Source organism: Halocella sp. SP3-1, from assembly GCF_003953885.1.
GTDB classification, from domain to species: Bacteria; Bacillota; Halanaerobiia; order Halanaerobiales; family DTU029; genus Iocasia; species Iocasia fonsfrigidae.
Genome location: NZ_CP032760.1, coordinates 1,176,464 through 1,202,827, shown reverse-complemented (window position 1 = coordinate 1,202,827; position 26,364 = coordinate 1,176,464). Strand labels below are relative to the sequence as shown.

Annotated in this window: 23 protein-coding genes and 1 pseudogene; 5 read left to right on the top strand and 19 right to left on the bottom strand. The window is 35.6% G+C overall.

Annotated elements, in window-relative coordinates; genetic code table 11:
- Positions 1-19 precede the first annotated feature (19 nt).
- The 5 genes from D7D81_RS05705 to D7D81_RS05685 form a co-directional block, all read right to left on the bottom strand.
- Positions 20-787 (bottom strand): PHP domain-containing protein, encoded by a 768-nt coding sequence (locus tag D7D81_RS05705; RefSeq protein ID WP_125988139.1) that lies wholly within the window; start codon positions 785-787, stop codon positions 20-22.
- On the bottom strand, positions 784-1,569 hold the full coding sequence (locus D7D81_RS05700; RefSeq protein ID WP_125988137.1) for a hypothetical protein: 786 nt from the start codon (positions 1,567-1,569) through the stop codon (positions 784-786). The genes D7D81_RS05705 and D7D81_RS05700 overlap by 4 nt, the downstream gene beginning before the upstream one ends.
- A gap of 53 nt (positions 1,570-1,622) precedes the next feature.
- A complete protein-coding gene (locus tag D7D81_RS05695) occupies positions 1,623-2,591 on the bottom strand; it encodes a squalene/phytoene synthase family protein (RefSeq protein WP_286170261.1) in 969 nt (322 codons plus the stop codon).
- Positions 2,592-2,901: 310 nt separating this feature from the next.
- The gene (locus D7D81_RS05690) at positions 2,902-5,370 is read right to left on the bottom strand and encodes a sugar phosphate nucleotidyltransferase (RefSeq protein ID WP_125988133.1); all 2,469 of its coding nucleotides are present in this window, start codon (positions 5,368-5,370) and stop codon (positions 2,902-2,904) included.
- Between the two features lie 11 nt (positions 5,371-5,381).
- On the bottom strand, positions 5,382-6,662 hold the full coding sequence (locus D7D81_RS05685; RefSeq protein ID WP_125988131.1) for a glycosyltransferase family 4 protein: 1,281 nt from the start codon (positions 6,660-6,662) through the stop codon (positions 5,382-5,384).
- 174 nt (positions 6,663-6,836) lie between these two features.
- Between D7D81_RS05685 and D7D81_RS05680 the strand changes: the two genes are divergently transcribed.
- Positions 6,837-8,450 (top strand): glycoside hydrolase family 57 protein, encoded by a 1,614-nt coding sequence (locus D7D81_RS05680; RefSeq protein WP_125988129.1) that lies wholly within the window; start codon positions 6,837-6,839, stop codon positions 8,448-8,450.
- 1 nt (position 8,451) lies between these two features.
- Positions 8,452-9,156: a DUF4912 domain-containing protein gene (locus D7D81_RS05675; RefSeq protein WP_125988127.1), complete on the top strand. Its 705-nt coding sequence runs from the start codon at positions 8,452-8,454 to the stop codon at positions 9,154-9,156.
- 38 nt (positions 9,157-9,194) lie between these two features.
- On the opposite strand, the gene lysA is transcribed toward D7D81_RS05675, so the two are convergent.
- Positions 9,195-10,445, bottom strand: a complete 1,251-nt coding sequence (gene lysA / locus D7D81_RS05670; RefSeq protein ID WP_125988125.1) for a diaminopimelate decarboxylase — start codon at positions 10,443-10,445, stop codon at positions 9,195-9,197.
- 275 nt (positions 10,446-10,720) lie between these two features.
- Between lysA and D7D81_RS05665 the strand changes: the two genes are divergently transcribed.
- Entirely contained in the window at positions 10,721-11,065 is a 345-nt protein-coding gene (locus tag D7D81_RS05665) for an encapsulin-associated ferritin-like protein (protein ID WP_125988123.1), read from the top strand.
- Between the two features lie 19 nt (positions 11,066-11,084).
- The gene (locus tag D7D81_RS05660; RefSeq protein ID WP_205739346.1) at positions 11,085-11,876 is read left to right on the top strand and encodes a family 1 encapsulin nanocompartment shell protein; all 792 of its coding nucleotides are present in this window, start codon (positions 11,085-11,087) and stop codon (positions 11,874-11,876) included.
- 47 nt (positions 11,877-11,923) lie between these two features.
- On the opposite strand, the gene D7D81_RS05655 is transcribed toward D7D81_RS05660, so the two are convergent.
- From D7D81_RS05655 to D7D81_RS05605, 10 genes and pseudogenes are all read right to left on the bottom strand, one after another.
- Positions 11,924-12,238: a carbohydrate-binding protein gene (locus tag D7D81_RS05655; RefSeq protein WP_125988121.1), complete on the bottom strand. Its 315-nt coding sequence runs from the start codon at positions 12,236-12,238 to the stop codon at positions 11,924-11,926.
- A 29-nt stretch (positions 12,239-12,267) separates the two neighbouring features.
- Positions 12,268-13,133 (bottom strand): annotated as a pseudogene (locus tag D7D81_RS20225) (glucodextranase DOMON-like domain-containing protein).
- 61 nt (positions 13,134-13,194) lie between these two features.
- Positions 13,195-14,121, bottom strand: coding sequence for an HPr(Ser) kinase/phosphatase (gene hprK, locus D7D81_RS05640; RefSeq protein WP_502700023.1), 927 nt, complete (start codon positions 14,119-14,121; stop codon positions 13,195-13,197).
- Entirely contained in the window at positions 14,115-15,086 is a 972-nt protein-coding gene (locus tag D7D81_RS05635; protein ID WP_125988115.1) for an ROK family protein, read from the bottom strand. Before D7D81_RS05635 ends, hprK begins: the two co-directional genes overlap by 7 nt.
- A gap of 22 nt (positions 15,087-15,108) precedes the next feature.
- Positions 15,109-15,771 carry a YesL family protein gene (locus D7D81_RS05630; protein WP_125988113.1) on the bottom strand — a complete coding sequence of 221 codons (663 nt, stop codon included), beginning with the start codon at positions 15,769-15,771 and terminating at the stop codon, positions 15,109-15,111.
- Between the two features lie 163 nt (positions 15,772-15,934).
- Entirely contained in the window at positions 15,935-17,161 is a 1,227-nt protein-coding gene (gene glyA / locus D7D81_RS05625; RefSeq protein WP_125988111.1) for a serine hydroxymethyltransferase, read from the bottom strand.
- Between the two features lie 86 nt (positions 17,162-17,247).
- Positions 17,248-18,189, bottom strand: a complete 942-nt coding sequence (locus D7D81_RS05620; protein ID WP_125988109.1) for an L-lactate dehydrogenase — start codon at positions 18,187-18,189, stop codon at positions 17,248-17,250.
- A gap of 213 nt (positions 18,190-18,402) precedes the next feature.
- Positions 18,403-18,573, bottom strand: a complete 171-nt coding sequence (fdxA, locus tag D7D81_RS05615; RefSeq protein WP_125988107.1) for a 4Fe-4S ferredoxin — start codon at positions 18,571-18,573, stop codon at positions 18,403-18,405.
- Between the two features lie 126 nt (positions 18,574-18,699).
- Positions 18,700-19,500, bottom strand: a complete 801-nt coding sequence (locus D7D81_RS05610; RefSeq protein ID WP_125988105.1) for a Cof-type HAD-IIB family hydrolase — start codon at positions 19,498-19,500, stop codon at positions 18,700-18,702.
- Between the two features lie 131 nt (positions 19,501-19,631).
- Positions 19,632-19,889 carry an HPr family phosphocarrier protein gene (locus tag D7D81_RS05605; RefSeq protein ID WP_125988102.1) on the bottom strand — a complete coding sequence of 86 codons (258 nt, stop codon included), beginning with the start codon at positions 19,887-19,889 and terminating at the stop codon, positions 19,632-19,634.
- Between the two features lie 258 nt (positions 19,890-20,147).
- Between D7D81_RS05605 and ptsP the strand changes: the two genes are divergently transcribed.
- Complete coding sequence (gene ptsP / locus D7D81_RS05600) at positions 20,148-21,809, top strand: phosphoenolpyruvate--protein phosphotransferase (protein ID WP_125988100.1); 1,662 nt, start codon at positions 20,148-20,150, stop codon at positions 21,807-21,809.
- 82 nt (positions 21,810-21,891) lie between these two features.
- On the opposite strand, the gene D7D81_RS05595 is transcribed toward ptsP, so the two are convergent.
- From D7D81_RS05595 to D7D81_RS05585, 3 genes are all read right to left on the bottom strand, one after another.
- Positions 21,892-23,811 carry a BglG family transcription antiterminator gene (locus D7D81_RS05595; RefSeq protein WP_125988098.1) on the bottom strand — a complete coding sequence of 640 codons (1,920 nt, stop codon included), beginning with the start codon at positions 23,809-23,811 and terminating at the stop codon, positions 21,892-21,894.
- A gap of 49 nt (positions 23,812-23,860) precedes the next feature.
- Positions 23,861-24,778 (bottom strand): DMT family transporter, encoded by a 918-nt coding sequence (locus tag D7D81_RS05590; protein WP_125988096.1) that lies wholly within the window; start codon positions 24,776-24,778, stop codon positions 23,861-23,863.
- A 132-nt stretch (positions 24,779-24,910) separates the two neighbouring features.
- Complete coding sequence (locus tag D7D81_RS05585) at positions 24,911-26,344, bottom strand: glycoside hydrolase family 1 protein (RefSeq protein ID WP_125991949.1); 1,434 nt, start codon at positions 26,342-26,344, stop codon at positions 24,911-24,913.
- Between the last annotated feature and the right edge of the window lie 20 nt (positions 26,345-26,364).

The window sequence follows — 26,364 nt, the reverse complement described above, 5'->3', positions numbered from 1 at the left end:
AAACTACGGCTTAAGAATGCTAAGAATGCCTCCCAGTAAACCCCTGGTAATTAATTATCCTATCATCAGAAATACCTAAGTCCTTAACAATCTTCAAGGCAGGTTCCAGTTTCCCAACACTGGCTGGTAAGTGAGCATCACTGTTAATCACAAACCTAACATCAGTCTCCATTGCTGCCCTGACAAAACCCTCCGTCAATCGACCGTGACGGGCATTAATCTCCAGACATGTCCCTTCCTGTGCACAGATACGAGCCAGTTTAAAGGTGTCTATATCCAGTTTATAGCCAGGGTGTGTAATGAAATCTATCTGATGTCTCTTAACTGCATTAATTACTGCCCTTGTATTCCACTCCCTTATCCTGGCTCTCTTTCCCGGGAAAAAACGGTACATAAAACGGTTATCAAAAACCAGTCTTAAGGCGGTTTCAATGCTTTGCGGTAAAATAAGAAGATGCATTCCTGCCGCTACAATATCCAATTCCTCCAGAATATAATCTGGGACATCAAGATCACCCTCTTCATTAATAATATTAGCCTCAGTCCCTGCTAATATCCTGATCTCCGGATAGAGTTTATTAAGCACCTCTATCCTTTCTTTAATCTCAATTAATTCTTCTGCATCTTTCACACCCAGGCGAACGAAATTAAATGTCTGGGGGCCGTGATCTGTTATCCCTATCTCAGTTAAACCCTTATTAATAGCGGACTCAATATTAGCCACCAGGTCACCCTTACCATGGCTATATTCTGAGTGTGTATGATAATCACCTTTAATCTTGTTCATGTTAACCACCCCAGTTTGGCAAAGATAATGCCGAGAATAACAGACATATAAAGCAGTTCGAAAACAGGTAGGGTATTACAATAAAGTAAAACAGCTGAAAGGAAAATTAAAATAGCCAGCAAAATACTATTGACCGGCAAAACAATATATGCTGTGAAAATAATAAAAAACATGAAAAACAAACTCAGTAGATAAGAATTCGTTCTACTCTTTATCATATTCTGAAAACTAACATTATATTTATTTAGAAAATAATTCCCCAGCACCCAGCATGGTATCGCCCAGTAAACACCAATCACTTCAAGAACAGCAACAAAACTCAAAAAAAAATGAGCGGCTATTTCCTCTGAAGAAGCATCTTTTATTAAGATTAGACCCTTCACATAGGTCAGAACCAAGGCAGATATCAAAACAAAGCCTCCAGCAATATTAAACTGATTTAACAAATGAACAGGCAACTTACCCAGTATATAAATCCATACTGGAAAAGCACCCAGAGAAGTCAAACAGGCAAGCAGGAAAAAAAACTGTTTCTCCCTGCAATTTTCATCTATAATAAAAGCCAGAGTAATCGAATACAAAAATATTATCTCCATATTTATATTGGCCGTTAAAATTAGCAGACCAACAGTTGTTAAAACAACAAAATTACTGCCTTCTCGCTGACCCCAGATTAAAATTGTTATGCCGGCAGTAATCAGTCCCAGACTAATATTGCCCATCAAAAATGCAAAAACTGGCCCCAGGACCAGAGGACTTAAAAAAACCCTTTTTATGTCCATAGAATCCCCCCTGTGGTTTTTTCTAATTATTAACCACTAAAGGGATTTTTATACTAAAAGTTATCTGTTAGCAGTTTACTTCCTTTATAAAAGGCCTTTTCAGGTGATTTGATAATACTAAAAAAACGGAGTTTAGACACTTTAACAGGTTTTTTACCATAAAGAACTTTGCGGTTATTATCAAGCACCCCCAGAGTAGCCAAGCCGAGGGCATTATTCATGGCAAAAAATTTCTTATAACCAGCCAGACTATCAGGTAAGGCCTCATAGTAATCTATCAAGTCAGGAATATGGTCTTTTACATCATTAATCATTAATCTAAGGGCCTGCATAGCTTTTGTCTCTTTCGTAGGATTTAATAGGTCATCAACACTTACCCTCAATTCCTCCAGAGGCCAGAAATTTTTTTCGCGGTTTTCGACGTCTTTTTTAATATCCCTGATAAGATTTATCTTCTGTAGAAAAAGACCAGCTGACTTATATTTAGCTAGTAGAAGGTTCCTTTTTTTCTCCTCCAACTCCCTTTTAAATAAAATGGTTTCTGTCAGAAAACCACCAACCGTCCCTGCTACATAATAACAATACTCATCCAGTTCTGTAAAATTCCTGACTTCAGCTGTCAGATACTTCTGCATCCCCAGATTCATCTCCTGCAGCCATTTATATGAAATTTCCTTTATCCCATCAGCAAGACTATCATAAGCCTTCCTTAATTTACCTGCATTAGTGGTCAGTTTCTTTAAACCTTCCTCAGGCATAAGATGAGCATAATCACTGATACGAGATACACTATCTTCTATCTTCATATTATCAGGTTTAAACAGTTTCACTACTTCATCCATCATTTCCTTGCGTTCGGCAAGTGTAATATCATCTTCCCTTATCTCATCCTCAAAGTTATCAAGCAACCTGTCCTGTAAATAAGTTATCAAAACAGGCTTATAGATGTCTTTATCCAACATTGGTATAGTCAAGGCAAAACTCCGTGATACCTCTGATAATATAGCTTTACAAAAATCCATTGCTGATTGCAAAATAAATCACACCCCATATAACTAAAATTACAGCATCCCTAATACATCTAATTCTAATTTTATATCTATTTCCCCATAAATTCAAGTGTAAACAAAATGGCTTCGCCACCCAGACTTAATCAAAACATCAACTTTCTTAACTCAAACTATTTATTACCCATAGTTAATCAGCAAACTATTAACCAGACAAATATATTTGTCGGTCTTTAGAATTATACAACTTTGATAATAAAAAACTAAACCTGGCAGACTTAATCCACCAGGTTAATAATATATATTTCTATTAAATTTGAGTAAGTTATTCCCCTAATATCTCCTTAACCTTATCAAGATAAAACCCTGTTAAACTCTCAGCAGCCTCTAAATCCTGCCCTTCAGCATAAACATGAAAGACAGGCCTTTCACTATCTGGAACAACCAGAGCCCAACCATGGGGGTGTTGAAATTTAATACCGTCGACCATTTCAGCATCATTATCTGCCTCAGCACTTAACCTTCTCATTACTTTACCCTTATATTCCCATTGACAGGCTATTTCCGCATTATTCAAGTAAAACTCAGGGAGTCTATTTAGAAGCTGATCAATGCTAATATTATCAATAGCCATTTTTTCTAAAATAAGAGCTAGACCAGCAATCATATCAGCAAAGGGGTAATATTCTATATCACCATGCTCACCCCTTAGATTACTATAGTACTTCTCCATAGCTACCTGCGGATTTATTTCAGTATATTCAACCTCAGCCCCATATTCTTCAGCCATAGATTCAATAACCTGTGGGGCATTTACTGGAAGTGGCAGATACTTATACCCTTTTTCAAATAGAATATATGAGAGTAATACCTGGTACTGGGCCTTACTCAAAACCTTAGCCTCTTTATTGACAACATATAGTTCTTCACCATTATGGTCTGTTATAATACCCAGATCAGAATCATTATCTTGCATAATCCTGGCCACTCTAGCACTAGCTGTTAACCTCTTATCAATACTTAAAGGAGTATTATGTTCAGGTGAAAAATTTCTGGTTGAAAGCAGCTGGCAGTTCAATCTCTTTAAAAAGAGGGGTAATATATTACCAAGACTATCATATTCATAGTCCATTACCACACTAAAGTAATTCCTCTTTATTCCCTCTCTATTTATATTTGCCAAAAGACTGTCAAGGTAATTCTTCTGCATTTCAGGTGCATAGGCATAATCACCTATTTCTTGAATTGATACACGGTTATAATCCCTGCTGAAGAATTTCTTCTCAATACCTTTCTGCCCATTCACAGGGATATTGACCCCCTGTTCATTTAAAAACTCAAGCACTGTTTTATCTGATTCCTTGTAACTTGCCCTGATATGTATACCCCCGCTGGCCTTCAGGTTTACAACAGCAAAACGGGTGATAGAAGTTGTACTGTCATCAATATCAATTACATCAACCCCAGCGGCCTGTAGCCCGCCAATAAGAGATCTCTTCAAGGCATTACTGAGACTGTAGCTGTCAGAACTAACCACAACTTCATCACCCTTATTTAAAGTCGAACCATAAGCAACTGCAATACTGGCAGTAAATTCAGGGGTAATATCAATATTGCTTAATCCTACAATACCCTTATTACTAAATATATTTTTTGACCAGCGGGTTGGCCAGACAATACTACTGTCTACCTCTGTCTGCTCAGCAATCTCTTTTTCAGGCCAGATCTTAACCCCAGGCTTAACACGACTTTCTCTTCCAATAACAGTCCTTTTGCCTACTGCTGTTTTATCAAAAATAGCGGCTTTATTTTTAACCTGTACATTATTAGCAAGAATTGTCCCCCTTAATTCTACATTAGGTGATATAATAATATTATCCCATAGAACACTCTTCTTAAGGGAAGAATGTGACTCTATACGACAGTTACGGCCGATCACACAATTATTCAATTTTACCCCCTGACCAATAACTGAACCCTTCCCAATGTAAAGAGGCCCTGTCAGCTCAGCTGTATCATCAATCTCAACTTTATCTTCAACATAAATATCCCCATCCATTACCCCACAGGAATTTAAGGGAAGTTTAATATCTCCAGATAGGAGATCAAACTGAGTTTGATGATATTCATCAAGACTACCAATATCATTCCAGTATCCCTCAAGGGCAGCACCAAATAATCTTTTTCCTTTTCTCAGCATTAATGGAAAGAGGTCTTTACTAAAGTCATATTTTTTATTTTTCTGATACAACTCAAAGATAGAAGGTTCAAGTATATATATCCCTGTATTTATCGTATCACTAAAAACCCGTCCCCAGTTAGGTTTTTCCAGAAAACGTATTATCTCTCCCCCATCATCAGTCATTACCACACCATAGTCTAGTGGTATATCTTCTCTGGCCAGTACCAGGGTAGCATCTGCTTCCTTTTGCTGGTGAAAAGTTACTGCCTCGCTCAAGTCAAAATCTGTCACTGCATCACCACTAATAACAATAAAGGTTTCATCGAGAAAATCAACTGCATTATGAACACTTCCTGCAGTACCCAGTGGTTCTTCTTCCACAAAATACTTTAGGTTTACACCCCATTTTTCCCCATTTTCAAAATAATCTTCAATATACTTTGTCATATAATATGAAGTAACTGCTATCTCAGTAACACCATGTTTTTTCAGCAGATTAATAATATACTCCATTACTGGATAATTAACAATAGGAACCATGGGTTTAGGTAGATCACAGGTTAGAGGACGCAGCCGACTACCCTGACCCCCGGCCATAATAACCGCTTTCATATTTTGCCCCCTTAGCTATATTTTCTTTGTGAAGTATATCTATAAAGCAATGACTCTTCATTATTATTCATATTGCCTTTAGTATGTTTTTTATTCCAATCACTCTTAAGGTAGTCAAAAATTACATCTTCATATAGAGCAGCAGTCTTACTGGCAATCTCTTCCCAGGTGTATTCTTCTTTAACCATCCTGTAACCCCTGGCAGCAATTTCCTTGCTTTTTTCCTTATTCCTTATTAATTCCAGGATAGCTCCAGCCAGTTGATGTGGGTTATTGGGATTTACCATTAATCCGTTTTTATCATCTTCAACAAACTCCGCTAGACCACCAACATTACTGACAACTACCGGTGTTTTGGTAACCATTGCTTCTAATGCTACAATTCCAAATGGCTCATAAATACTGGGAAAAACAGCTACATCTGCTATCTGATACAGCTTATTTCTCTCTTCATCACTAATAAAACCTGTAAAATAGATCCTATCGGCAACCCCAAGATAATCAGCCTGTGCCTTAAGGTTATCAAGATGTGGTCCTTTACCAGCAATTACAAATTTTGTACTAGGTTCTACACTTAAAATCTCTGGAACCGACTGAAGTAATATCTGAATTCCTTTCTCTCTCACAATCCTACCGACATAAAACACAATATTTTCATTTAGACTGGCATAAGTGTTTTTAAAGTCATTAACATCAAAGCTTTGGTTTCTATCTAACAGATAATTCTCTTCATTAACGCCATTAGCAATAGTAGCAACTTTATCATCAGGCAGTTGAAAAAGATTTTTTACCTCATTTGCCATATACCTACTACAAACAACTACCTTCCAGGCCTCAAAACAGGCATACCATTCAAGATCATTTATGTAACGCTGCATATTATTATAGATACCTTGATTCCTACCAAATTCTGTAGCATGTATAGTATAAAGTAGTGGTTTTCTTAAAGAATGTTTAAATACCTTAGAAACCCAGAAAACTAACCAATCATGTCCGTGAATCAAGTCTATATCACCTATTTGCTCCATGAGCTCAATAGTCTTTTCTGTCATTTGAAAGTTAAGGTGTAGTATATTGTCAACAAAATTATTCCCCGATATAGTGACCGGAGTTGTTCTAATTACCCTGACTCCATTAACTATGTCATCTTCAGACATCTTAGCATTACCCTGTGTAATTACATAAATTTTATGTCCCTGCTTAACCAAGGCTTCACTTAAGTCCTGTACATGACGGGCTAAACCACCATGGCTTAAGGGTGGATATTCCCAGGAAAACATCAAAATCTTCATCTTCTTACCTCCCATTTTTTAATTATCTTTATTTTAATATTTAGCAAAAATAAAGATTTTATACACAACAGAGATGAATAAATATCAAGAATAATTAGCATATTAAATAAGGAATAACAATAAATTATTCGGCTATAATAACAGGGTATAAAAAAATAAATAGGAGGAAAAAAAATGACAAAAGGGTTTTTAGCATTTGTACTCCATGCCCATTTGCCTTACGTAAGACATAATAAAGAGGGTGAATTAGCAGAAGACTGGCTTTATGAGGCAATAACTGAAACATATATTCCTTTAATAATAATAATGAATAGACTAGTAAAAGAAGGGGTTAATTTTCAATACACAATTAATATCTCACCTTCCCTGGCAAGTATGTTAGGAGACGAACTCCTTCAGGAAAGGTATCATAAACACTTATTAAAACTCATTGAATTAAGTGAAAAAGAATTACAGAGAACAAAAGACCAGCCTGAATTCTACCGGCTGGCTGAAATGTACAACTATTTATATAAGGAAGCGTATTATTTTTTTCATGAAAAATACCATAATAATATCTTAGCTGCCTTCAAAGAGTTTCAGGAAAGGGGTAATATTGAGATTATTACCTCTGCTGCCACCCATGCTTATCTGCCATTATTATTAACAGATGAGGCCAGAAATGCCCAGATAAAAACAGGAATAGAGACCTATCAACAGTTTTTTGGTAAAAGACCAAATGGTATCTGGCTGCCTGAATGTGCCTTCAAACCTGGTTTAGATCAGATTCTGGCTGAAAACGATCTAAGGTATTTTATCAGTTCAAGTCACGGGATACTCCATGCAGCCCCAAGACCCAGATATGGTTTATATGCTCCTATTTACACACCAGCAGGTGTAGCTGCCTTCGGTAGAGATGTAGAGTCATCAAAACAGGTCTGGAGTGCTAATGAGGGATACCCAGGGGATTATAATTATCGAGAATTTTATCGGGATATTGGCTATGACCTGGATTATGATTATGTCAAGGAATACCTACCCTCTGGAATAAGGAAACACATCGGTTTCAAATACTATAAAATAACCAGTAAAAATAACTGGAAAGAAGTATATGACCCTATTGCAGCCCGTGATAAAGCAGCTGAACATGCAGGCAACTTTATGTTTAATAGACAGCAGCAAATTCATTACCTTACTCAAATACTTGACCGCAAGGCAATTATTGTCTCACCATATGATGCAGAGTTATTCGGACACTGGTGGTTTGAAGGCCCACAGTGGTTAGAATTCCTCTTTAAGAAACTCCACTATGATCAGGATGAGATAGAAACAATAAGCTTATCTAATTACCTTGACCATTATCCTAAAAACCAGATAGCTATGCCTACTGAGTCAAGTTGGGGTTATAAAGGCTACCATGAAGTCTGGCTCAACGGCACTAATGACTGGATTTACCGCCACCTACACCAAGCCGAGTTAAAACTTATCGAATTAGCTGACTGCTTTGCTTATTTAAATGACCAAAAAGACAAGCGCTACAGAACCCTCAACCAGCTGGTTCGGGAATTATTATTAGCACAGAGTAGTGACTGGGCCTTTATTATGAAAGCAGATACAATGGTTGACTATGCCGTTTTGAGAACCAAAAAACACCTTCATAACTTTTCTCAACTAGTAGAAGGAATAGAAAGGAACAATATTGATTTAACAAAACTTACTGAATTAGAAAAGGAAGACAATATCTTCCCGGCTATTGATTTCAAGATTTACCAACCCAGGAGTAAAGTTCAATTAAGAAAGGAGGGATAAAGTGAACGTCTTCTTAAATATCCTGGTTATTTTATTAGCTATTATAGCTTTTTTGGTCTTATATTATCTTTCCTTAAAAAGGGATCAAAAAGCCAGGGATTTCCACCTTTCTTTAAAAAACACTGATTACGAAATGGGAGAAGAGATAGGAGTTGATAATAGTAATATGTATCAAGAAACAAAAACAAAGGTAAAAGAAGAAAAAAAGATAGAAGAGAGTGTGCTGAAAGAGTTTCCCAGGGAAGAATACCCTTTAAGGGAATACTATAACAAAAACTATATCCGGCTTTTTGCAAGGGACCCTGGTTTTTTATTTGCCTACTGGGAAATAAAAAACCCTGACTTCTATCAAAATGAAGCATTTTTACGTCTTGTTAATACCCAAAAAAACAACAGTCATGATATCAGAATTAACCACCAAGCTAGAGACTGGTATTTACAGGCAGAACCGGCTAATAACTATTATATCCTGATAGGTTTTAAAAAAAATGGGGTTTTTTATCCCCTGATCCAGTCAAATGAAGTTACCACACCCCTTAACCAGCCCTCAGCTATTGTTGACGAACAGTGGATGACTATTGAAGAATTGTCTAAATATAGTTATAGAATAGACATGGGCTCAATCTCCCTTATAAAGGAAATTGAAGCTAGAAAGATGGAGGCAAAACTAGAAGCTGATTCTTATTCACTTGTTAAGACTAAATAAATAGAGGGCTGCTAAAATTATAAGCAGCCCTTTGCATCTCAAAAATTATTTATTAGCTGTTCAAGGGTATCCCTTCTTCTGATCAACAGATCATCCCCCTGTTCATTGATTAATACCTCAGCTGGCCTTAATCTATTATTATAATTAGACGCCATAGAAAAACCATAAGCCCCGGCATCTAAAACACCAAGTAGGTCCCCTTCAAAAATCCTGGGGAACTCCCTCTTTTTGGCAATTATGTCCCCGCTCTCACAGATGTTACCAACAATAGTAACCTCTTCCTGGACACCGGAATCCACTTCATCTTTCCGGTAAATCTCTATATCATGATGAGAACCATAAATCATAGGGCGTTTTAAAACATTAAAGCCCAGATCAGTTCCCACATATTTAATACCATAATTCTCTTTAAGAGAGTAAACACTACCTAATAAAACACCACATTCTGCAGCAATATACCTACCTGGTTCTACCATAATTGTAATCTCACGGCCGTAATCAGCAACCCAGTTATAGATTAGCTCGTTAAGCATACCACCCAATTCCTGAATATTAAGACGTTCCTGGCCATCATGTTTATGATAAGGAATACCAAAACCCCCACCTATATCAATATACTCTATAGAATCAAATTCCTCAGCAATAGCTAATAGGGATTTGACTCCGGCAAGATAAGGTTCCCCATCCATAAATAATGAACCAATATGCTGGTTAATACCAATTAATCTTAGATTATGTTCATCTAAAACCCTTTTAACCTCATCTATATACTCTGCCTGAACACCAAACTTAGTCTTTTTACCACCAGTAACAACCTTGGGATTATGACCAGCACCAACCCCTGGATTAAATCTAACAAAGACTTCACCACCGGGATTAATCCTGCCAAACAAGTCCAACTGGGCAATTGAATCAACACTTATTTTTACACCTGTATCAAGAGCATATTGTAATTCATCTGCTGAGACATTATTACCTATATATAGTATCTGATCTGGGGAAAACCCAGCCTTTAACTCTACAAAAATCTCACCAGGTGACATGGCATCAACATTTAATCCCTCATCCCTGATTATCTCCAACAAGTGCAGATTACTATTTGCCTTGGCCGAGTAGTTCACCATAAAATTGGGATAATCAATCAGACCAGACATATCCCGACATCTATCCCTTAATATCTTTTCATTATAGACATATAGCGGACTGCCATATTTTTCTATCAACTCTACTGGATTACTCCTGCCGTAAAAATTCTCTTTGGTAGTTACACCTGCATATACATAATTCATCTTAAAGTTACCTTCTTTCTGCTACTTTTTTTGTTTTATCCTACTGCAGATATTTTATAATCTTTGTGATTAATTGTCAATAAAATTACTGTATACACTAGCAAAACCTATCTTTTTCTTCAGATTAAAAAAACACAATTTCATGAATTAAATCCAGTTAAATAACTCAAAATATTATTGGTGTATTAAAAAGCAACCTAGTATTTTGGTTGATTTTCTCATATTATATGTTATAATTATAATAAATATTATTACTAATAAGGAGGTATCAGATAATGAGTGCATATCATGAAGCTGAAGACAAACTCAGCGAAGAGACAAAAAACATAAGCAGAGTACTTAATAGTTTAAAAGAAGAAGTAGAAGCAATTGACTGGTATAACCAAAGGGTTGACGCCACTAATGATGATGAAGTCAAAAAAATATTAGCCCATAATAGAGATGAAGAAATAGAACACGCAGTCATGGCCATTGAATGGTTAAGAAGAAATATGCCGGGCTGGGATGAGGAATTAAAGACTTATCTTTTTACGGAAATGTCCATCGTTGATGTTGAAGAAGCTGGTGAAAAACAGGACTCTAACGATAATATAGATTTAGGCATAGGGAATCTAAAATAAATACCTGGAGGTGTTTTAAATGGATATGTTAAAAAAAGAATTAGCCCCACTAACTGATAAGGCCTGGGATGAGATAAATGACAGGGCTAGAGAGGCACTCAAAACACAGCTTTCAGCCCGAAAAGTACTTCATGTAAATGGACCTAAGGGTTGGGACTATAATGTTCTTACTGAAGGCAGATTAACTAATATTGAAGATAATGGTAAAGGGGTTAATAGTGGTATTTACCAGGTTAAACCCCTTACTGAAGCAAGAGTAGTATTTGAGTTAAATAGATGGGAACTTGATAACATTGAAAGAGGTGCTAAAGACATAGACCTGGGTCCTCTGGAAGAAGCAGTTAGCAAAATTGCTGAATTCGAAGACAATACTGTTTTTAACGGTCTGGAAAGCAGTAATATTAAAGGTCTTAAAACAGAGGCAGTTAACAAGCTACAACTAGGACAGGATAGTTCAGAGATTATAGCAAATATTTTAGAAGGTAAAATATTGTTAAATAACGCCCTAGCTGAAACACCATATAGTCTTATTGTTGGTAAAGACGCCTGGAAGATAATCCAGACCAAGACAGAGGGTTATCCTTTACACAAAAGAATTGAGCACCTTATTGATGGTGAAATTATTTTTAGCAAGGTTATCGATGGTGCTTTTTTGATTCCTTTTGACCATGCAGATTTAGAATTAACGATTGGTAAGGATTATGCAGTAGGTTATGAGAACCATGATAGTAAAAACGTAAAACTATTTATTACTGTTTCCTTCACCTTCCGTATTCTAGATCCTGAGATTATAGTTTCATATAGTCTGTAAGTATAAATATGGAAAAAGCCGCCTTAACAGCGGCTTTTTCCATATTATTAATATAATCTTCCATTATGCACTTCAAAGCTCCAGTTTCTGCCATTATTATTATCCCAGTTACCTGCATTATCATGAAAGCAGAATATAAATCTATCACTTGTATCAACATCACAATTAGTTTTCCAGATATCCTTATCCCGTTCCATCTTAAGATCTAATACTTTTTCCCAGTTATTATCCATACCAAATCCTGCATGTAAGTATACCTCCTGGGCACCTGACTTTGAAAGTAATCCATCATATTCGACCTCAATCCTCGAACCCGCAGTTATTGGAGTTGGACTAACATTAATACCATTATCATTTAACATATAGCAATATATTCCCCCTTTCATTTTATCTATTTTTTATTATTTCTAAGAAAAGGGTTCTTATACGCTATTAAGATTAGCAATCCAAGGAAAAACGTTAAAGCAATAAAATAATAAATATATAATAGATTACCTTCTTGATCACTTACTTTAACTGGGGTTATTTCTGCAAACCTATCTGCATCATATTTCTGCAAGATATCTATCTGTGATACTTTATTTGGGGTTAATAAATCAATTACACGTGGGGCGTTTCCCAGATCCCTTCCTATCCTATCATAAAAATTCCAGGCTGAAGGCCTATTTCTAAGTTCCCTGAAATAATCTGGTCCAAAGGGATCAAAACTACCTACCAGCAGAAATATCTCTGCTCCCTCTAAAGGGCCAGTTACAGCCTGATCAAGGTACAGATAAATCTCATTATTCTTGACTCTAAGGTCAACATTCTTAAGCTCCCAGGGATTTTCTTCAGCATACCAAAAGTCATCTTCCTTATCCTGATCACCTGGTTCAAATACTCTGACCCACCAACCACTTATTTCTAGTAGGGCATTCCAGGGATAATGTTCATCAAGTCTAACCCGGGCACCCTTTTTAAATAGTTCAGTAGATCCCCCCTTTGATTATCAATATATAAATGTATTAAGGGTAGGCTAAAACCAAATTTACTATTCCAAGGGTCTTTTAATTGCTTAAAACGAAACCTAAATATATACTGCCCCTCATTCTTAGCTATAGCAAAATTAGTAATATCAAAAAGTCCCTGGTAGGGTCGAAAGACCTCATCACCTGGATACTCATATGTACCAGGACCAAAATCATCACCCTCAGGATCATCAATAGAAAAGAAAAACTCTCCTGCATAGGCTGAACTATTACCCGTAGAAAAAAACATGATTATAAAGAAAAAAATCAATAAGCCAAAAAACTTCCCTTTCATGATAAACCCCCATAATTTAAGTTTCTCTCATCAGGTCATTTACTTTGGCAGAAAAATCACGTGCTGCATTATATCCCATGGCCTTCATTCGCATATTCATAGCAGCTATTTCCAGTACCATAGCTACATTACGGCCCGGTTTAACCGGAATAATTACCTCTGGGACTTTAATCCCCATTATTTCATCATATTTACTATCAATCCCTAAACGGTCATACACCTTCTTCTCATCCCAAAACTCCAGATTAGCCACCATATTAATCACAGAAGAATCCTTAACTGCCCCTGCTCCAAATAAAGTACTTACATTTATTATTCCTATGCCCCTAATCTCAAGAAAATACCTGGCAACTTCAGGGGCTGAACCCAGCAACTCCCGCTCTCCTATTTTTTTTACAATTATTACATCATCAGCAACCAGTCTATGGCCTCTTTTAACCAGCTGAATAGCTGTTTCACTCTTACCTATACCACTTTTCCCACTGATTAAAACACCAATCCCATAAATATCGACCAAAACCCCATGAATGGTCTTTTCCGGGGCAAGCGACTCCTCCAGATAGTTAGTAAGCAGACTTAAAAATCTGGTAGTCGCTACTGAAGTCTTCAGTAGTGGTGTTGATGTATTAGCCGCTTCTTTCAGAACTATATCTGGAACATCCAGGTTACGGCAAATAATTACACATGACAAATGATAGCTAAATAACTTTTTAACCCTTTTCTTTAAAACAGGAGGTTTAAGTTCCTTTAAAAATGTAATCTCAGTACGTCCCAGTAACTGCACCCTTTTCGGAGCGAAATATTTCCAGAAACCAGCCAGTTCAATCCCTGGCCTTTTAATATCACTAACTGTTATCTCTTTATCTTCTGGATCACCTGCTAATATTTCAAGGGAAAATTTATTAATAATGTCTTTGACAGCTATTTCTTTGTTTTTCACGATAATAATCTATCCCCCATAGCAACAGCAATTGCCCCTTTAACACCTACATCATCACCTAATTCAGACCGTTTTATTTCTACAGAACTAAAGGCACTATCAAAGGCATGTTTTTTTATACTTTCCATCATCGGTTTCTCAAAACAATCCCAGGCCTTCATAACACCCCCACCTAAAATAATCATACCTGGGTTAAAAATATTTAATAAATTAGCAATCCCTAAACCCATATAATAGGCAGCCCTTTTCCAGATATCCTGAGCTAATTGATCACCCATCTCGGCTGCCTCAGCAATCACCTTACCATTAATCTTATTGAGATCTCCCTTAAGCAGTGCAAATATTTTGCTCTCCTGATTATCTTCAACAACCTTTTTAGCCATCCGGTTTATTGCTGTGCCAGAAGCCATGGCTTCAAAACAACCATGATTTCCACAACCACAGAGAGGACCATTAGGATCAATTATCATATGACCTACCTCACCAGCTATGTCGCTCTTCCCGTGATAAATACGACGATCTATAATTATACCGCCCCCTATCCCAGTACTAATTGTAATATAAATCAAATCAGCTACCCCACGGCCTGCCCCAAACCATTTTTCACCAAGGGCAGCCGCATTAGCATCATTCTCTAAAAAAATAGGGCTAATCCCTGTCCTTTCCTCCAGTAATTCCACAATCGGTACATCCCTCCACGGCAGATTAGCATTCTCAATAATCACACCATCCTTTGTATTTAAAGGCCCAGGGGAACCAATCCCAATTGAAGCTACTTCCTCTTTGCTAATATTACTATTATTGAGAACATTATCAATAGTTTTTATGATATTATCTATAATAACGTCCTGTCCCTTATCAGCCTCAGTAGATCTTTTATTACTTATTAATATCTTACCACTACTATCAGCAATAGCGGTTAATATTTTAGTTCCCCCTATATCGATTCCTAAAAAATATTCTGACATAAATAAATCCCCCTGTTCAAGTTTAGTATTTTTCAAGAGTTAGTTCAGTATAATTATTAATTAATAATCCCCCGAGAACAAGAAAAAGTAGTGGAATAGCAAAAACGGATAATACCATCAACACGGTTAAGAGCAAGAACGCAATTAAAAAAAACAATGTAGAAAATGGATTAGCCATTGTTAGTAAAAAAACCCTTTTAATAAGTTCTTTAAATCCCCTATCTTCCTCATATACTGATAAACCCCAGAAATAAAATTGAAACATAGTAAAAAATACTATAATATACATGGTTATAGCTGAAATTATCATGATAAAGATATTATCAGCCCGCTGGCTAAAATAATAGAGATCAAAAAACAAAACAAAATAAATCAGAACAACAAAAAAGAACGACAACAGCCCCCTGAAAAAATATGTTTTAATACCCTGAAAAAATTCACGCAATCTTGTGTCTTCTCTTGCCTTTATTCTTCTTATAATATGTAAAAATGAGAGAATAAAAGGACCTGTTACCAGCAGATAATAAACTGCAGCCAGGTAAAACATCCAGAGTCTTTCAAATGGATAAAGAATTAAAAAAGGCAAGATAAAAATAGTAACCCAGACTAAATTATAGAAAACTAGCTTAAATAAATAATTATATAGCTGTACAAAACTATTCTTAATTGTAGTTAATACTAGCAAAATATAACCTCCTATTCGTTTCACAGCTAATTATACTACATTTTATTTGGACTTGCAATTAACACTTTACTATATTATCCCAATAATATAAAAACAAGGACTCCACACTATAAGAGTCCCATAATTATATATATATATATATATATATTGATTTATAATAAAATCATTTACTAAATTTCTCTGTTAATTCATATACTCTATTTTTTATCTCTGCTAATTTACTATCATCATCAATATTTTCAATAGTCTCTGCTATAAATTCAGCAACTAATTTCATCTCAGCTTCTTTCATGCCCCTACTTGTAACAGCAGGTGTTCCCAGCCTGATACCACTGGTTACGAAAGGGCTCCTCTTTTCAAAGGGGATAGTATTTTTATTGGCTGTGATACCGACTTTATCAAGAGCAGTCTCAGCATCTTTACCAGTAATCCCTTTGTTATTCAAGTCAACCAACATTAAATGATTATCAGTTCCTCCAGATACCAACCTGAAACCATAATCCTGCAATTCAGCAGCCAGAACAGCTGCATTGTTAACAATTTGCTGTTGATATTCCTTGAACTCATCTGTTAAAGCCTCTTTAAAAGAAACAGCCTTGGCAGCAATAATATGCATTAAAGGACCACCCTGTAACCCAGGGAAAATAGCCTTATCTATATCTTTAGCATATTTCTCCTTACAAAGTATCATCCCACCACGGGTTCCACGCAGGGTTTTATGGGTTGTAGTTGTCACAAAATCTGCCACTGGTACAGGGTTAGAATGTAAACCAACAGCAACCAGTCCGGCAATATGTGCCATATCAACCATAAATAAAGCCCCTACCTCATCAGCAATCTCCCTAAACTTAATAAAATCTATTTCCCTGGGGTAAGCACTTGCACCTGCCACTATCAAATCCGGTTTGTGTTCCCTGGCCAAGGATGAAACCTGTTCAAAATCTATACGTTCTGCTTTGTTTACACCATAATGAAAGAAATTGAAGTACTTACCAGACATGTTTACTGGACTTCCATGTGTTAAATGGCCACCATGGGTCAAATCCATCGCCAGTATTTTCCCACCCTTTGGTACTACAGCAAAATAAACAGCCTGATTAGCCTGTGAACCAGAATGGGGTTGAACATTTACATGTTCAGCATCAAAAAGTCTTTTTGCCCGCTCAATAGCCAATTCTTCTACCTGATCAACAACCTCACAACCACCATAATAACGTTTATGTGGATAACCCTCGGCATACTTATTAGTAAGACATGAACCAGCTGCCTCCATAACTGCTTCACTCACAAAATTTTCAGAGGCAATCAATTCAATATTATGCTGCTGCCTTGCCGCCTCTTTTTCAATCAAGTCAGCTATTTCAGGATCAACCTTTTTTACATAATCCACTTAATCATCTCCTTTATAATTATTAGGATTATTACCCAACTTAATAATGTGACAGGCGAACCGTCCCCTTGTCAAACGTCCCCTTGTCAAATATCTAATTCTTGAATAATTCCCTTTAAAACCCCAGCAGATTTTAATAGTTCTTCCTCCTCTTGAGAACTCAAAGTCAGGTTAAGTACCTTCTCCACCCCTCTACTACCAACTATACTGGGTATACTTAAAACAAGGTCATCAATACCATATTCCCCAGTTAATAGGGTTGAAACAGTCAGTATTGTATGTTCATCCCGGAAGATACTTTCTACAATACGAGCTACTGCCAGACCAACTGCATAATAGGTAGCACCTTTTCGATCAATAATCTCATAGGCAGCCTGACGAACCTTTTCACTCATCTTATCCCGAAAATCATGGGTAGCACAATCCTTATCACAGACAATGCAATAATCCTTAAAAGGAACACCTGCTACATTAGTAAGGCTCCAGGCTGCTACCTCATGGTCTCCATGTTCACCAATAATATAAGCGTGAATATTCTTGGGGTTAACACCACAATGGTCACTTAATTGATAACGGAATCGTGAAGTATCAAGTACTGTACCTGAGCCGAGGATCATATTTTGTGGTAAATCTGATAATTTCTGAGTAACATATGTAAGAATATCTACTGGATTTGTAACAACAAGTAGGATTGCTTCTCTGGTATATTTGCTTATATTAGGAATAATCTTTTTAAAAACCTCTGTATTCTTCTTGACCAGGTCAAGCCTGGTCTCACCAGGTTTCTGGTTTACCCCTGCTGATATAATAACAATGCGAGCATCTCTACATTCCTCATACCCACCATGTTTTACTTTAACAGGTTTTACAAAGGCAGCCCCATGGTTAAGGTCCATAGCCTCACCTTCTGCCCGCTCTTTGTTTATATCAACCAGGACAATCTCTGAAGCCAGTCCCCGGTTCATAATAGCATAAGCAGCTGTAGCACCTACCAATCCAGCACCAATAATAACCACTTTATTCTTCAATTGATATCACTCTCCTCTGGCATATTTTAACAAAAATATTTCCAGTATTTTTAAATTATACCTATACCCCTTCACCTATAATCTACCCTTATTAAATAGGAGCATTCATGAGATATCCGGTAAAATTATATATCTGAGTATATTAATCAAGTTTTTGAAAATAAGGAAACCGGACTAATATCCGGTTTTCTCTTAAGATAAGTAGTTATTCTATTATTCCGCACTGATGGCTTCTACAGGACAGACTGCCACACATGCACCACAGTCAATACAGGTATCAGCATCAATATCATACTGAGTATCTCCCTGGCTAATTGCCTCTACAGGGCATTCTGATTCACAGGAACCACAGCTAATACATTCATCAGAAATAACATGAGCCATTATCGGTTCACCTCCCCATATATTGCAATGAATGTTTCCTAATCTCCAAAATTTATTATATACTTACTTAAGTATCTTGTCAACAAGAATAGACATTTTCCCACTTCACATAAGTCCCTTCCAATCCTAAATAGCAAAAATCTCTTTTATAAGGTGTGAAACCCCTGCCTGATAGTGTGGTAGGGTAATACAGTCTGCCTTTTCCTTAACAGCAGCAGGGGCATTTTCCATAGCTACACCCAGACCTGCCCATTCTATCATCTCCAGGTCATTCCAATTATCTCCAACAGCTATCACTTCTGAACGCTCTATTCCCAGCTGACCTGCCAGACGCTCAACTGCTTTACCTTTAGACACACCCCTGGCCATAAATTCGATATAGTAGTCCTTTGATTCTGTTATCTCAATATATTCCCCATATTTTTCTCTAAAATACCTCAGGGCTTTTTCTTTTTTAGCCTGATCCTTTTCAACAATTAAGACCTTGGTTGGCGGCTTAGCAATAAAGTCTGATATCTTACCAACTGTTTCCACCTTAACCCCAGCAGTCCTTTCATAATACTTACTCCTGTCATTTTCTTCAGCAACATAGAGTTGATCATCCTGATATAGATTAATATGTAATCCCTCGTCCTCCATATCTTTAATTATTTTCAGGGCAATCTTGTAATCCATCGGCTGATGATATATTACCTTATCAAGGGTAACATCCTTGACAAAAGCACCATTGTAAGTAATAATCGGTCCTTTAAGTTCCAGTTCCTTAACATATGGGAGGGCAGAGATAAACATTCTGCCCGTAGCAATAACAACCCTTACCCCTGATTTACTCAATTTTTTAATCGATATTACGTTCTGTTCCGGCAGTCTCTGCTCACTGTCCAACAATGTATCATCTAGATCCAGCACCAGTAATTTATAAGCCATTTATATCAGCTCCAGATTCTTAGTATTCTATTTCTTTACCAAAATTATATATTTTAGTATTTACATTGTCAACACAGACAGGATATTCAATTATTTTTTATAACTGCTAATACTATTCAAAAGATTAGCTTTTAAAAATTTTCTTCAAAAAATTCCTTAATCGTTTCAAATGACTCTTCTTCATCCTCTCCACTTATACTTACTGTTACTGTTTCTCCACATTTTATACCCAGACGCATTAACCCCAGGATTCTTTTGCAATCAGCTGTCTTATCATTTTTTTTTATCATCACCTTACTTTTTAAAGATGAAGCTGTTTTCACTAATAAACTGGCAGGTCTAGCGTGAATGCCAAGTTCCTCTTTAATTGTATAAGTAAATTCCATCATCTTTTCCTCCCTTTGATTTTATTTTATAATACTGATTAATGAATAAAGAAAAATTTTATAATAAAATTATAAAATTTTCAAAGGCTGCTCAAACTACTAGTTGACACTAAATAGTCCAGGTCTATTATTTTTTATAAATCCATTATATATTCTCCATAGATTTATGCAACTATCTGATTGCACCAGCAGCGTGCAATTATGTAGTTTTGATTAGATATTTATAATTGTTATACTAAAATTGGAAGGAGGCCTATCCAAATGAAAATCTATTCTGGAAAAAGTGTTTTTAAAGGTATTGCAATTGGGCCAGTAAAGGTATATAAAAAAACAGTCGAGACTGTCTCACAGTATAATATTAAAAATGTAGAGGGTGAGATTCAGAGACTAGAAACAGCCAAAAAACAGGCTGTTTTACAGCTGCAAGAAATGTATAACAAGGCTTTACATGATTTAGATGAAGAAAGTGCTTCAATCTTTGAAGTACATCAAATGATTTTAAATGATGAGGATTATATTGAATCCATAAAAGAAAATATAATATCTGAAAATATCAATACTGAATATGCTATTAGTAAAACCAGGGATATCTTTGCACAATCTTTTGAAGAGATGGACGACAAATATATGAAAGAACGGGCAGCAGATATAAGAAATGTTTCAGACCTTTTAATTGATATTTTACAGGACAATTCTTCAGATCTAGGGACATTTAATGAAAAAGTAATACTGCTAACAGATGACCTGAGCCCCAGTGAGACCCTGCAGTTAGATCAAGAAAAGATTATTTCTTTCGTAACTCAGCGGGGTTCATCCAATTCCCATACAGCTATTTTAGCACGCATGATGAATATACCTTCTTTAGTAAATACAGAAATCCCTTTAAAAATGGAGTTAGACGGAAAATTAGGTATTGTTGATGGGTTCAATGGGAAAATTTATATAAACCCTGATCAAGAGACCTTAACGCAGATGAAAAATAAAGCAAAGAAAATAGCTCATCAAAAGGTCAATCAACAGAAACTAATCGGAAAAAAAAGTATCACTCTAGACGGTCAGGAAATCAGTATTTACGGCAATATTGGTAATTTATCTGATTTAGATCAGATAATAGCTAATGATTGTGAGGGTATTGGTTTATTTAGAAGCGAATTTATCTATTTAGATAAAAAAGAATACCCCACAGAAAAAGAACAGTTCGAAATCTATAAGTCAGTATTAAAGAAAATGAATAAAAAAAAGGTTATTATCCGCACCCTAGATATTGGGGCAGATAAAAAAGTCTCTTACTTTAATCTGCCAACAGAAAAAAACCCTACTATGGGCTGCCGCGCTATTCGCATCTGTTTAAAACAAGAGGATGTCTTCAAAACCCAGCTAAGGGCCCTATATCGAGCCTCTATCTATGGAAACCTATCTATTATGTTTCCGATGATTATCTCCCTTAAAGAAATTAAAAAAATAAAGGAAATTATTACCCAGGTACAAAATAAATTAAAAGAAGAAAATATTAAATTTAAGCAGGTAGAAATCGGTGTCATGATTGAAACACCTGCTGCTGTTATGATTAGTCATGAACTGGCTAGAGAAGTAGATTTCTTTAGTATAGGTACAAATGACCTGACACAATACACCCTGGCCATTGATAGAGAAAATACTATGTTGGATGATTTATATAACCCCAAGCATAAAGCTATCCTTCGTATGATTAAAATAGTTGCTGACAATGCCCATCAAAACAATATACAAGTAGGTATCTGTGGGGAGTTGGCCAGTGACTTAGCCATGACTGAAACATTTCTGGCTCTAGGAATAGACGAATTATCCGTCGTCCCGACTTTTGCACTGGATTTGAAAGAGAAAATAAGGAAAACAAAGGTCTCAGCAGTCAAAGAAAAAATACTGAGTAAACTAGGGATATAAAAACATTAAAATTTACTAAACACTTAAAAGATACAGGTAATATACCTATATCTTTTAAGTGGCTTTACCTATTTATCAAACTTCAAAGTTCTATTAACCCTATTATTTCATCTATAAATTCTTCATAATTCTCACAATCCAGTAGTTTATTAACATTAGCTTTTTCCAATAAGAGTACAATCAAATTGTCAAAAATATCATGAAATATAGCACGTTCATCAGGGTTTATAGCAAATAACAGAACAATATTAACCATATTCTCCCCCCAGAGAAATGATTTTTCATTAAGCAGGACAAACATACCTGTCCGTTTAGAATTCATTTTCATGGAATGTGGGATGGCAATATGGTTAAAGGCTGTAGACGAACTCCTTTCACGCTCAAAAACCTCACTGACAAATGACTCTCCTACATATCCTTCTTCTTCCATTAAACCTGTCATAAAATTTAGAGCCTCTGTTTCATCATTAAAATCCCTGTTATGGCAGAAGAATTTTGGATTAGCAATATGCATTAAATGTTCTTTCAAACGCTCTTTCTTCTTCTTTAATTTAATACGCCTTAGCTTATCACGAATCTCTAATTCATCTTTGTCTGTTAAAAATGGACTAACCACTGCTATATCTGACTTTAAATACTCCGGTACAGGTATAGTAGAAATTATCAAATCTATATCATCTATTTCTTGAAGGTTTTCCACAAATGATACAATTGCTTTTATAACCATATTTTCACCAAAGAGTTCTGTAATCTTCCCCAATAGTTTAGAGGCAAAATCATAATACTGTGGAAATACCATTACACAAGAAACTTTATTACTCATATCCTTTTGTGACTCAAGAATACTACCAATATGCAGGGCAATATAAGCAATTTCATCCTCAGTAATCTTATAATTAGTTACTTCTTTTAATTTATGGGCAATACTTACTGCACAATCAAAGGTTAATGGGGAAGACAACTTAATTTGATCTATCAAGGGGTTTTTAATATAGTAACCATTTTTAATCCTGAGTAATAGGTTTTTAATATGCAGCATAAATTTTACAATAAATTCGGAATCCCTGGTATTTAAGATATTGTAGTCCTCCAATGTCTGTAACAATTCCCTACCTATTTCAGCACAATCCACTCCTACTACCTCTTCTATATTGTTTTCATCAATTTTACGGTAATCCAGATATAACATGTAACTATCCAGTAAAATAGCAAGTTCTTTAAGTTCATTGGCTGGGTATTCAATACCATAAATATTTTTAATCTCTTTAGCAATCTCTCTGGCAAATTCCAGTTCCCTACCACCTATATCTTTAACCGCTGTTTTAAAGATAAACCCTTTTTTTATCCTATCCATACTGATAATTATATCCAGAACCAGTTTAAGAACTGAGTACTCATTAATAAAATAATAATATTCTTTAGATTTTTCCATAATTATTTTTCTAAGTAGACCCAGATCATAATCTGGAAAGGTTTTTTGAATAACAACAACTCCCAGTACACTCCTACTATACTCTTCATATAGTATATTACTTAAGAGTTTCCTTTTATCTAATTCTTTTCCTTCTAAATAAATACAAAAATTCGAGGTATGGATAAATAAATCAAACTCTTTAAATTTTTTTTGTACCTTAATTAAATCCTTCTTAACTGTCTCCAGACTTACAAACATGCTTTCACATAACTCGAAGAGATTAACCGGTTCTTCACCATTCCCTGTCTTGACCATAATAACCTTTTTAATAATAAAATCAACCCGTTCCTGAGGTGTTTGCGGAATAGACGAATTCTCTGCTTCGAAAAATTTCCTGGAAAGATCCTTATCCAAACGATAACCTTTTCTGGAAGATACAATTAAATCATCTTCATAGTAATTTATTTCAGAGATATAACTCTTTATTGTCCGTACAGAAAGATCTAGTCTCATAGCAAGAACAGAAGCCGGCATCCAATCATCTGCTTGCATCAATACCCTGATTAAGTTAATATATTTATCTTTCATCCTATATTCACTTCCTTGGTTTAATATGAATACTAAGATATTTGTACAATTAACCCCTGAGTTTAGAACATTTAAGCTTAGCCTTGTGATTCACCTTAAAATTTAAGATTAAAACAGCAGATACAATACACAATATTCCAGTTATTCCATATACAGATAATTGTTCACTGAAAAAAATTACCCCATTTAAAGTTGCAACAATTGGTTCTATAGAAGCTATTACAGATGCCTTACTGGCTTCTATATCTTTTAAGGCAGTTGTATATAATACATATGGAAACGCATTAGTCACCAGTCCCGCTAAAATCAAAAATAATAACAGGCCATTATCAGATTGAATAATCCCTATTAGCCCCTTAAAGTCAACAAATAAAAAACTCCCTACAGCAGCCACTGCAAAAGTATAGAACAATACTGTTGTTAGATGAAACCTAACAACTAAGAATTTTATAAAAACATTATATAATGCATAACAAAGTCCAGCACCTAATCCAAATAACAGACCTGAGATGCTAATACCCTCTCCACTACCTGATAAAATACCTGTCACCAGAACACAGCCTATAAAGGAAAAAATAACAGCCAGAATTTTTCTAAATGTTATTTTCTCCTTAAACAAAACAAGTGAAAAAAACATAACCATTATGGGGGAGGTATATAATAAGACAGCTGCTACAGAAAGACCAACTAATTGTATAACCTTCATATAACAGAAATTAAAAAACAAAATACTGATTATTCCAGTACCTAAAAACCATTTAAGGTCTTTAAAATCTATTTTAAATTTACTTTTATCTCCAAGTAAAATATAAAGAGTCAATACTACCATTGTGACAAAACAACGTACTAATGTCAATTGCATCGTAGTAATCCCATATCTTGCTAGAAGATTAACAAAAATACCCACGGATGCCCACAGACTGGCAGCCGCTAAAACATATAATACAGCAATCCTTTTAGAACACATAATTCACCTCTTAGTATAAACAACTATAATTTTTCTAAATATTAAATCCCCCTATGAATTATACCTACTCTAAAATCATTAATTTCCATAGGGGGAACCTCAAAATTAAATAAATTTTTACTGATTTAATTCTTACAGTTCTTCTCCATTGCTGGCAATTACTTCCTTATACCAGTAGTAACTGTCTTTAAGGATACGTTTACCAGAACCCTTACCATAATTATCTAAATCAACATATATAAAACCATAACGTTTACTCATTTCAGAGGAAGAACAACTGACAATATCAATCGGACCCCAGGGATAATACCCTATTACTTTAACACCATCTATAACTGCCTCTCTTATCTGTTCAATATGTTTCCTTAAATAATCTATCCGGGCATTATCATGAATCTTCCCATCTTCACTTATCTCATCAAAATCCCCCATACCATTTTCCGCAATCATAATGGGTACCTGATAGCGATCCCAGTAAAGATTTAACTTGGTTCTAAGCCCAAGAGGGTCAATCCCCCAGCCCCAGTCATTTGCTTTAATATGGGGATTCATATAGGCTGTTTTTGTTTTTTTAACACTCTCAACATCACTAATACGGGTATAATAATAAGAAATAGCCATAAAATCTGCTGTATTCTTTAAGGCCTCTTCATCACCTTGACCAAATTTAAGATGGATATCATTATCATCATAAAAACGAAAGGCATAACCTGGGTATTTCCCTCGCAGTAAAACATCCCCATATAGGTATTCCATCTGATTCCTTCTGGTAGTAGCAAATACGTCCTCAGGTTTACAGCTTGCTGGATAACTAAGACCATCACAAAACATCATACCAATCTGAAAATCAGGATTTATCTCCCTGGCAATTTTAGTAGCCTTAGCACAGGCTACCATCTCATTATGGACACCTTGATATTTTGCTTCTAAGAGATTATCTACCTTATCTTCAGCTATACCCAGGTGATTGAAAGATTCATGTACAATTAAGTTTATTTGATTTACCAATATCCAATATTTCACCTTATCCCTGTATCTCCTAAAAACAGTCTCACAATAATTAACAAAAAAATCAATTAATTCCCTTGAATACCAGCCAGTATAATTTAAGGTTAAGTTAAGGGGCATTTCATAATGGGATACAGTAACAACAGGTTCCATACCATTTTTAATAATTTCGTCAATTAAATTATCATAAAATTTTAATCCTTCTTCATTGGGTTCAGGATCATCACCATTGGGAAAAATCCTTGACCAGTTGATAGATATCCTGAAGGAATTCATCCCTGTTCCTGCTAAAAGCCTCAAGTCCTCTTGATAAGTATGGTAAAAATCAATCCCCCATCTTTTAGGATAAATACCTTCAGTATCATTCATCGCAGCCTTGATATCCTCAGTTGTTTCTTCTAGATTATATTTCTTTTCCAGGGCTATATCATCTCTAAAACGATTTATATCAGCCACACACCAACCCTTACCACCTTCCTGCCAGGCACCTTCACACTGGTTAGCAGCTATCGCTCCTCCCCACATAAAATCCTCAGGAAAACCCTCAATCTGATTCATTGCACTCATAAACAGCCTCC